At 64.4% G+C, this 6476-nt stretch carries 8 protein-coding genes and 1 tRNA gene; 5 read left to right on the top strand and 4 right to left on the bottom strand.

Translation table 11 applies throughout. The features are described 5' to 3' along the window. Positions 1-43: 43 nt before the first annotated feature. Together HUW43_RS07810 and aroA are read right to left on the bottom strand one after the other, a co-directional pair. A complete protein-coding gene (locus HUW43_RS07810; RefSeq protein ID WP_188236861.1) occupies positions 44-673 on the bottom strand; it encodes a (d)CMP kinase in 630 nt (209 codons plus the stop codon). Further along, positions 670-1998, bottom strand: coding sequence for a 3-phosphoshikimate 1-carboxyvinyltransferase (gene aroA / locus HUW43_RS07805; protein ID WP_188236860.1), 1329 nt, complete (start codon positions 1996-1998; stop codon positions 670-672). Before aroA ends, HUW43_RS07810 begins: the two co-directional genes overlap by 4 nt. A gap of 125 nt (positions 1999-2123) precedes the next feature. Here aroA and HUW43_RS07800 point away from each other — a divergent pair, with 125 nt between their 5' ends. Both HUW43_RS07800 and HUW43_RS07795 read left to right on the top strand, forming a co-directional pair. Next, on the top strand, positions 2124-2450 hold the full coding sequence (locus HUW43_RS07800) for a TIGR02300 family protein (RefSeq protein WP_188236859.1): 327 nt from the start codon (positions 2124-2126) through the stop codon (positions 2448-2450). 120 nt (positions 2451-2570) lie between these two features. Beyond that, positions 2571-2646: transfer RNA gene (locus tag HUW43_RS07795), tRNA-Ala, on the top strand. A 180-nt stretch (positions 2647-2826) separates the two neighbouring features. Here HUW43_RS07795 and HUW43_RS07790 read toward each other — a convergent pair. After that, positions 2827-3267: an RrF2 family transcriptional regulator gene (locus HUW43_RS07790; RefSeq protein ID WP_188236858.1), complete on the bottom strand. Its 441-nt coding sequence runs from the start codon at positions 3265-3267 to the stop codon at positions 2827-2829. 148 nt (positions 3268-3415) lie between these two features. Between HUW43_RS07790 and HUW43_RS07785 the strand changes: the two genes are divergently transcribed. The 3 genes from HUW43_RS07785 (at position 3416) to HUW43_RS07775 (ending at position 5341) form a co-directional block, all read left to right on the top strand. Beyond that, positions 3416-3976 carry a hypothetical protein gene (locus HUW43_RS07785; RefSeq protein WP_223181373.1) on the top strand — a complete coding sequence of 187 codons (561 nt, stop codon included), beginning with the start codon at positions 3416-3418 and terminating at the stop codon, positions 3974-3976. Next, complete coding sequence (locus tag HUW43_RS07780) at positions 3960-4670, top strand: hypothetical protein (protein ID WP_188236857.1); 711 nt, start codon at positions 3960-3962, stop codon at positions 4668-4670. Before HUW43_RS07785 ends, HUW43_RS07780 begins: the two co-directional genes overlap by 17 nt. Positions 4671-4738: 68 nt before the next feature. Then, complete coding sequence (locus HUW43_RS07775) at positions 4739-5341, top strand: HD domain-containing protein (RefSeq protein ID WP_188236856.1); 603 nt, start codon at positions 4739-4741, stop codon at positions 5339-5341. A gap of 91 nt (positions 5342-5432) precedes the next feature. Here HUW43_RS07775 and HUW43_RS07770 read toward each other — a convergent pair whose 3' ends face one another. Continuing rightward, entirely contained in the window at positions 5433-6236 is an 804-nt protein-coding gene (locus HUW43_RS07770) for an enoyl-CoA hydratase-related protein (RefSeq protein ID WP_188236855.1), read from the bottom strand. Positions 6237-6476: the final 240 nt, after the last annotated feature.

Here is a 6476-nt window from a genome sequence, read left to right as displayed (position 1 = left end):
GCGTGAATCAGGAATCCGTGCGGTCTCTGCCCGAATATAGCTTTCAGCCCCGCCGTCCGACCTTGCCCTCGACAAAGGCGATCGCGGCGGCGATCGCGGCATCGCGGTCCAGGTCGCTATTGTCGAGCAGCATCGCGTCGGGCGCGCGCAGCAGCGGCGCGTCGGCACGGCCGGTATCGCGCGCATCGCGGGCCAGGACATCGGCGAGCACGGCGTCAAAGCCGATTTCGACCCCGCGCCCCAGCATTTCGGCATGGCGCCGCCGCGCGCGTTCCTCGGCGCTTGCGGTGACGAACAGCTTTGCGTCGGCGTGCGGCGCGATCACGGTGCCGATGTCGCGTCCGTCGAGCACCGCGCCGCCGGGCTGGTTGGCGAAATCGACCTGGCGCTGGAACAATGCGGCGCGGACCTGCGGATGGACCGACACGCGGCTGGCGAGGCTTCCCGTGCTTTCAAAGCGCAGCGCAGGGTCATCGAGCAGGCTGTCGGGAAAATCGCAGGCGGCAAGCGCGTCGGTGACCCGGTCGGGGTCGCCGTGATTGAGCTGCGTCTGATAGCCGACCGCGCGATAGAGGAGCCCGGTGTCGAGCACCGGAAGGCCGAAATGCGCGGCGAGCGCCCTGGCGATCGTTCCCTTGCCCGATGCCGTGGGGCCATCGATCGCGATAATCATTGCTGCAAGCCCGCAAGCAGCGTTTCGAAATTGGGGAAACTCGTCGCAATCGGCGCGATGTCGTCGATCGTTACCGGCGCCTCGCTGACGAGGCCGGCGACCGCAAAGCTCATGCAGATGCGGTGGTCGAGGTGGCCCGCGACGGTGGCGCCGCCGGGCAGCGGGTCGCCGCCGCTGCCCTCGATGACGAGGCCGTCGTCCTTCTCCTCGATGCGCGCGCCGATGGCTTTGAGGCCGGTCGCCATGACCGCGAGGCGGTCGCTTTCCTTGACCCGCAACTCGTCGAGCCCCGTCGTCACCGTGCGCCCCTGGGCGAGCGCCGCGGCGATGAACAGGATCGGAAACTCGTCGATCATGCTCGGCGCAAGCGCCGGATCGACCTCTATGCCCTTCAATGCGCTGTGGCGGACGCGCAGATCGGCGACGGGTTCGCCGCCGACATCGCGTGCATCGGCCAATTCAATGTCGCCGCCCATTGCCTTCAATACCTCGATCAGTCCCGCGCGCGTGGGGTTGAGCCCGACATTGGTGATGGTGATGTCAGAACCCGGCACGATCAGCGCCGCGACTATGAAGAAGGCGGCCGATGACGGATCGCCGGGAACGACGATCGTCTGCGGCTTCAGTTCCGCCTCGCCAACGATGCGAATGTGCCGCGTGCCGCTGGAATCGGTGTCGACAGTCACGTCGGCGCCAAAGCCGCGGAGCATGCGCTCGCTATGGTCGCGCGTCGGCACGGGTTCGATGACTTCGGTGATGCCCGGCGTGTTGAGTCCGGCGAGGAGGATCGCGCTCTTCACCTGTGCCGAGGCCATCGGAAGCCGATAGGAGAGGGGTATGGCGGGCGCGAGTCCGCGCACCATCAGCGGTAGCCGCCCTCCCGGCGACGCGCCGATATCGGCGCCCATCTGTGACAGCGGGTCGATCACGCGGCCCATCGGGCGGCCCGACAGGCTGGCGTCGCCGATGAAGGTGGCGGTGATCGGATGGCTCGCCACAAGGCCCATGAGCAGGCGTGTCGAGGTGCCGCTGTTCCCCATGTCGAGCGCGCCCTGCGGCTGGAGCAATCCGCCAACGCCGACGCCGTGGATGCGCCATTCGCCGTCGTCGCGGCGCGCGATGTCCGCGCCCATCGCTCGCATCGCTGCTGCGGTGGCGAGCACATCATGCCCTTCGAGCAGCCCGGAGACGCGGCTTTCGCCGACGGCAAGCGCCGACAGCATCAGCGCGCGGTGCGAGATGCTCTTGTCGCCGGGAATGGTGATCCTGCCCTTCAACGGGACGGAAGCCGAAAAGCGGCGCGGTGTGATGGTTTGGTCGGTCATCGCGAGCGGCTTTTGACAGCGGCCTTGCAATCTGGCAAGGCGCTCGCCGATTTGGCGGATAGCTATTCAGGTGCCGTCGCTCTTCCGATATTTTTATCCTGTTTTCAATGGATTATGAGGCGTTTATGATCAAGGCTGAATGGGGCACGAAACGCAGCTGCCCGAAATGCGCCACGCGATTCTATGATTTGACCAAGGAGGATCCGGTGACCTGCATCAACTGCGGTTACGCCTGGATTCCGGAATCGGTGCTGAAATCGAAGCAGCCGATGCCGTTCGAGGAAGCGGAAAAGCCGGGCAAGTCCGCCAAGGACGATGTGGCGGCCGACGAGGATCTGGATCTGGACGTCGATGTTGACGAGGACAGCGATTCGCCCGACAATGACGTCGATCTGGGCGGCGACGACGATCTGGGCGTCGCGACCGGCGACGACGAGGACGACGAAAGCTGATCGGTTTTTTGCGAGGGGCAAAAACTTCGTCGAAAGATGATTTCGCCCCTTGCATCACCCGGCGGCGCTGCTAAAGGCGGCGTCCCGGTCGCGCCGCCCAGGCGCGCGACGAAATGGCACGGGGCCTTAGCTCAGCTGGGAGAGCGCCTGCATGGCATGCAGGAGGTCAGCGGTTCGATCCCGCTAGGCTCCACCATTTTTCAAAAAAGGCCCGCGCAAGCGGGCCTTTTTTGTGCCGCTCGCGAGTCGGCGGGAAGGCGTGGCAGCGATGGCGGTTCTGGAGTGGACTTCCCCAATCAGCTTAATCGTCATCGCGGGACTTGATCCGGGATGACAATATAGAGAGACGCCGCCTTCGACCGGAACTGGCAATCCTCTAGCCCGCCGACTCCTCGAAAACGGGTTCCAGCGCGATCGGGTCAGCGAGCGTGATGCGGTCCAGCACCGACGCGGTGTCGTCGCGTACCTTCAGCATCAGGCTGCGCAACCGGCATTCGGCTTCGGGAAGGCAATTTTTGCAATGTTCATGCGCGTTGCGCGCGGCGCAGGGGACGAGCGCCAGCGACCCGCGCGTCAGGCGGACCAGATCGCCATAGCTGATGTCGACCGGCGGCAGGGCGAGCTGGTAACCGCCGTCGCGCCCGCGCTGCGAAATCAAAAGCCCCTCGCGCGCCATTTCGGACAGGATCACGGTCAGGAACTTTGGCGGGATATTCTGCGCCTCGGCAATGTCCGCAAGCTGCACCTGTCCCTTGCCCCAGTGATCGGCAAGATGCTGGAACGCGCGTATCGTATAGCGGGTCTTTTGCGAGAGCATGGCGGCGTTACTGTGACATTATGCCCTCTAATTCAACCTGTCTGGATGAGATAAGTTGCATGGTTGATGAAAATCACAGCGGGTGGCATGATTCGCCGATAGGGGTTGCGTGACTGCCCGGTCGCGGGCGCGGAACAGGATGAGACAGATGATGCGTAAAATCCTGGCGACCCCCGCGGTGCTTGCGGCCTGCCTGCTGGCGATCACACCCGCCCAGGCGCAGTTCGGCAGCCTCTTGCGCAAGGTGACGACGCCGGCGCCGACGCCGAGCGAGGAGGACAATGGCGGCTGTCCCAAGGGCAAGAAGGGCAGCAGCATCGGCCGCAGCATTCTGGGCAACGTCATCAGCGATGCGGTCGGCGACGCGGCGAGCAAGGCGGGCGTTTATTCCTATGTGCCGATTGCGGAGGTAAGCGGGACGCTGACCGATGCGATCGCCTGTCGCCTTGACCCCGCCGAACAGGTACAGGCAGCCGCGGCGACCGAGGAGGTCACGCGCGGCGAAGCGGTCGGCGCGACCGCGAACTGGACGAGCGAAACGCGCCCCAACGTCAGCGGGTCGTCGACCGTGGCGTCGATCAGCGACGAACGCGGTGGTCGCAAATGTATGAATGTCAACGACTTCATCATTGTCGAGGGTGAGGAAACGCGCGTCACCAAACGTATGTGCAAGGGACCGGGCGAGTCGCGTTATGTCCTGGCGGCATAAAGCCGCGCGGCTGGGTCTCGCGGCGGCGGCGCTCGTCGGCGCGACCGGGGCGACCGGGACGGATCCGGTCAATCCGACCTGTCCGCTGAACCCCAACTGGTCCGACAATCCCACCATGAAGCTGACGATCGAAAGGCGCGGCGGCATAAAGGTGATGTTGGCAGAGGGGCGTGTCGATCCTGGCCTGCCCGACCGTCTTGCGGCCGCGCTCAAGGCCAACCCCGACGTCGGCGAAATCTGGCTGCGTTCGCCGGGCGGCGATGCCCGCGCCGGCAATGCTGCAGGGCGCATTATCCGGTCGAACATGGGGCTGGCGACGCGCATTCCGAGCGGCTGGGCTTGTTTTAGCGCGTGCAATTTCGTTTTCATGGGGGGACAGCCGCGCGTGATCGATCCCGGCGGCGTCTTCATGGTGCATATGTTCACGCGAACCGGTGACCGGGCGGCGATCGACATGAGCGTCGCGCTGGGCACCGACGCGACGCGCGAGCTTATCGGCGATATCGAACAGGACTCGGCCCTGCTGGCCAGCGAGGATAATGATTTTCTTATCCGAATGGGAATCTCCCGCAAATTGCTGACCGAGATCATGTATCGCCAGCAGGCGGTTGCCAGCGAGGACAATAAGTCGACGCGGCGGTGCCTGACGCTCGACGAAGCGCTGAAATATGGTGTGACCTACGCTCCCGAATGAGGTGCGCGACATAGCGTTGCAAACCGAAACGAATGTCGTAGACTGGTGGTCGACAAGGAGAGGCTGCCATGACCGACATGACGCACGACCACGCCACCTTTCGGTCGATGATCGACGGGACGCAGGAAGACTGGGACATCATCGCGCGCGAGCAAAAGCTGTTCGCGCCGCAGAATGGCAAGCGCATCCTCGATCATCTGAAGCTGCTCGGCGGCGATTATGGCGGTTTTCCCGTGGACCGGCTCGAACATTGTCTGCAAACCGCGACGCGCGCGCATCGGGACGGCCGCGACGAGGAATATGTCGTGATGGCGCTGCTCCACGACATCGGCGACACGCTGGGCGCGTTCAACCATCCCGACGTCGCGGCGGCGATCCTGAAGCCCTTTCTGTCAGAGGAGAATCTCTGGATCGTCCAGCATCACGGCATCTTCCAGGGGCATTATTTCTTTCATTACATCGGCCTGGATCGCGACATGCGCGACCAGTTCAGGGATCATCCCTATTATGATGCCTGCGCCGAATTCTGCGAAAAATATGACGCCCCGGCGTTCGACCCCGATTATGACAGCGAGCCGCTGGAGTTTTTCGAGCCGATGGTGATGCGGCTTTGCTCCTATCCGCGCACCAGCATCTACAAAAAGGTGATGGCCGGGGAAACGGCGGCCTAGGCTGGCCCGTCGCCCCCGCGAAGGCGGGGGGCGCGGGAGCTGCGGCGCAAGGCCGACAGCGACGCTCGCCTGCGCGGGGGCGACGAGTTTATTACTTCCCCTTGAACTCGGTCTTGCGCTTTTGCTGGAACGCCATGATGCCCTCCATCGCGTCGGCGGTGCCGCCCGCGATGAACTGGCCCTTGGCCTCGGCATCCAGCGTGGTCGCGAAATCCTGTGACAATCCGTCGCGCAAGACCTTGCGCATTGTGCCCAGCGCGATCGTCGGACCGTTGGCGAGGCGGGCGGCCAGGGTCCTGGCCTCGGCCATCAACTCGCCGTCATCGACGCATTTATAGATCATGCCCCAGTCGGCCGCCTGTTCGGCGCCGATCTTCTCGCCCAGCATCATCATCTGCAACGCGCGCGGCACACCGACCAGACGCGGCAGCAGCCATGATGACCCGCCGTCGGGCACCAGACCGATATTGACGAAAGCCTGAAGGAAATAGGCGCTCTTGCCCGCGATGGTGAAGTCGCCCGACAGCGCGAAGCTGCACCCCACCCCTGCAGCAGGGCCGTTGACCGCGACGACGACGGGAATATCGAGGTTCGCGAGCGCGAGCAGCATCGGGTTATAATGACCGCGCAACGCATTGCGGCTTCGCGCCCCGCCGCCAACGGCGCCGCCCGAACGATCGCCCGCCAGATCGGCGCCCGAACAGAAACCGCGTCCCGCCCCGGTGATCAGCAGTGCGCGCGCGCCAAGCCCCGGCAAATGATCGAGCGCCGCGCGGATATCGTCCGCCATCGCGGGCGGCATCGAATTGAGCCGATCGGGGCGGTTGAGCGTGATGGTCGCGACGGCGTCGGCGAAATCGAGCCTGATCGTGTCGAAGGCGGGCAGGTCGGTCATGGAAACATCCTCTCGCTGGGGCTTTACCTTTACGTTCACGTAAAGATGTGACGCATTTGGGATGCGAGCGCAAGGGGCCGTGGGGAAGAGGCCGCAAACTGCTTGCGCTGACCTCCAGCGCCCAGGCCCCGGCCGTTGACTCGACGTGCGCCAAATCCTATATGGCGTCCATACCCCTTCGTCCGAGATAGAGCCTGACTTTGCGCGGCGGGCTGTACGGATAGGGCGGCGGGGATTTCG

Source organism: Sphingopyxis sp. LK2115, from assembly GCF_014595975.1.
Taxonomy (GTDB): Bacteria; Pseudomonadota; Alphaproteobacteria; order Sphingomonadales; family Sphingomonadaceae; genus Sphingopyxis.
Note: the sequence above shows the minus strand (reverse complement) of the source record. Positions and strands in the feature narration are given on the sequence as shown.

What these genes read in the sequence shown, in the direction of transcription:
- HUW43_RS07810 (WP_188236861.1), bottom strand. Translation starts at nt 673, where the DNA reads ATGATTATCGCGATCGATGGCCCCACGGCATCGGGCAAGGGAACGATC.
- aroA (WP_188236860.1), bottom strand. Translation starts at nt 1,998, where the DNA reads ATGACCGACCAAACCATCACACCGCGCCGCTTTTCGGCTTCCGTCCCG.
- HUW43_RS07800 (WP_188236859.1), top strand. Translation starts at nt 2,124, where the DNA reads ATGATCAAGGCTGAATGGGGCACGAAACGCAGCTGCCCGAAATGCGCC.
- HUW43_RS07790 (WP_188236858.1), bottom strand. Translation starts at nt 3,267, where the DNA reads ATGCTCTCGCAAAAGACCCGCTATACGATACGCGCGTTCCAGCATCTT.
- HUW43_RS07785 (WP_223181373.1), top strand. Translation starts at nt 3,416, where the DNA reads ATGATGCGTAAAATCCTGGCGACCCCCGCGGTGCTTGCGGCCTGCCTG.
- HUW43_RS07780 (WP_188236857.1), top strand. Translation starts at nt 3,960, where the DNA reads ATGTCCTGGCGGCATAAAGCCGCGCGGCTGGGTCTCGCGGCGGCGGCG.
- HUW43_RS07775 (WP_188236856.1), top strand. Translation starts at nt 4,739, where the DNA reads ATGACCGACATGACGCACGACCACGCCACCTTTCGGTCGATGATCGAC.
- HUW43_RS07770 (WP_188236855.1), bottom strand. Translation starts at nt 6,236, where the DNA reads ATGACCGACCTGCCCGCCTTCGACACGATCAGGCTCGATTTCGCCGAC.